The 1,963-nt window shown below is 49.3% G+C and carries 2 protein-coding genes and 1 pseudogene; all 3 read left to right on the top strand.

The window, feature by feature from the left end:
* Positions 1 to 165: transketolase-like TK C-terminal-containing protein (locus tag H511_RS24385; RefSeq protein WP_420835031.1), on the top strand; the 165-nt coding region annotated here is incomplete at its 5' end.
* A gap of 243 nt (positions 166 to 408) precedes the next feature.
* Positions 409 to 1,395: a sugar-binding transcriptional regulator gene (locus tag H511_RS0109250; protein WP_027252040.1), complete on the top strand. Its 987-nt coding sequence runs from the start codon at positions 409 to 411 to the stop codon at positions 1,393 to 1,395.
* A 473-nt stretch (positions 1,396 to 1,868) separates the two neighbouring features.
* Positions 1,869 to 1,963, top strand: a pseudogene (locus H511_RS24635) (transaldolase); the annotation flags it as partial.

Raw genomic sequence — 1,963 nt, 5'->3', positions numbered from 1 at the left:
GCTATCGAAGCCGGTATTGCTGACTTCTGGTACAAGTACGTGGGCTTTGACGGCCGCATCATCGGCATGACCAGCTTCGGTGAGTCAGCCCCGGCTGGCGAGCTGTTCAAGCTGTTCGGCTTCACCACTGAGAACGTGGTCAGCACAGCGAAAGAGCTGCTGTAAACCGCACCGAAATAATCATCACCGCCATGATGGTGGTTCCATGATTCAAAGGTCTGGCATTCATGCCAGGCCTTTTTTATTCTCCCTGGTCATCATCTGATTTATTTCCTCAAACTCAGCAAGAAAGAGCTTGGCAAATCAATGCGGCAATCAAAACGCTGAACAAAGTGCATGGCGGCTAACATTTGTTAAGCGCTTTTGAATCCATTACACTGACGCCACATCTGTGTATGGAACACCGCTATGACCACTTCACCGCCTACCGCTTCGTTTGACCATCAGCTGGAAGATACAGACCTGTTGACTGAAATTGCCATTTTGTATTACCAGCAAAGTGCCACGCAGGAAGAAATCTCGAAAAAATTCGGTATCAGCCGCCCTAAAGTCAGCCGTCTGCTCAGAAAAGCGCGGGAAGAAGGGATAGTGGAAATTACCGTCAAGTTCCACCCGATCCACAGTGCTCAGCTTGAACAGCGTTTGATGGACAGGTTTAACCTGAAACGTGCTTTGATTGCCCTGGATCAGCCCAGTGCGCAAGAACAGCGAATGCAAGTCTCTACGCTGGTATCGGCCTATCTGGACGGTTATCTGAGAGACGATGTCGTTGTTGCGGTCGGTCAGGGACAGAATGTTGCGGCTGTCGCTGATCATCCCGGTATTGTTTCCCATCGCAATGCGCGATTTGTTTGTGCCATAGGCGGAACCCACCGCAGCGGCGATACCATTAATGCGGATCATATCTGCCGTCGGCTGGCCAAAAAATTTGGTGGTACCAGCGAAACCTTATACGCACCCGCCTATGTCGACAGTGAAGTCACCCAGCAGGTGTTTATCACCCATCCCAATGTCAGCGAAACCCTCAATCAGGCCCGAAAAGCGGAGTTTGCCTTAGTTGGTATCGGTGATATGGACGAAAACAGCCATATGGTAAAGCTGGGATGTTTCACGGCGAAAGAGTTTGTTGAAGCCAGACTCAATGATGGCATTGTCGGCGATATCGGTGGCTTTGACTTCTTCCGTCTGGACGGACAGCAGGCAGGAACACTGATGCGGGGCCGGGTTGTCGGGCTGGAAATGTCAGATTTGCGCCGTATCCCGAACGTGATTGCGATGGCCAGTGAGAACCGGAAGGCACTGGCGATTCTGGGCGCGTTAAGAACTGGCGTGATAGATGTGCTGGCAACCAGCGCAAGTTGTGCGATGGCATTGCTGAACATGTCTGACTCATAAGCACACAAGGCAGCAACAACGGCAAAAGATGCAACCAGTTATTGCTTATATTCTCAACGGATGAACAAAATTACACTAACCTTCTTTTTGTTCATCCCAGAGATAAATCACAGCTTCGGCAAATAAGGCGTTCACAGCACCTTCGCTCTATGATGGCACGCGGCAATCACACCGACATTTGGCACATGCCATTACCACACTGATAAATATATGATTTTTACATTAACATCAGAGCCATCACTACTGAACCACACAACATACAACCCATTACCCAGCCTTTTCTGCCAGCAGAGCCTGTACCGAACCGGGCCAGATTCTCCATCATTTTCTGCCACGTAGAGTTTGACATTTGTGGCAAAAAGCTCAAATATGAGCACTTCATTTGCTCAGGTGCATTACATTCGTTCATTCATAATGAACCGCCACAGAGCAGAACGTCATTTCTTACCACATATCAAAAAGGTTTTACTGAGATGAGCACCAAACTGGAACAGCTGCGCGCACTTACTACTGTTGTTGCCGATACCGGCGACATCGAAGCGATTAAGAAATACCAACCGCAAGACGC

Origin of the sequence: Photobacterium halotolerans DSM 18316, assembly GCF_000425165.1 — a bacterium.
Taxonomy (GTDB): Bacteria; Pseudomonadota; Gammaproteobacteria; order Enterobacterales; family Vibrionaceae; genus Photobacterium; species Photobacterium halotolerans.
Note: the sequence above shows the minus strand (reverse complement) of the source record. Positions and strands in the feature narration are given on the sequence as shown.

What these genes read in the sequence shown, in the direction of transcription:
- H511_RS0109250 (WP_027252040.1), top strand. Translation starts at nt 409, where the DNA reads ATGACCACTTCACCGCCTACCGCTTCGTTTGACCATCAGCTGGAAGAT.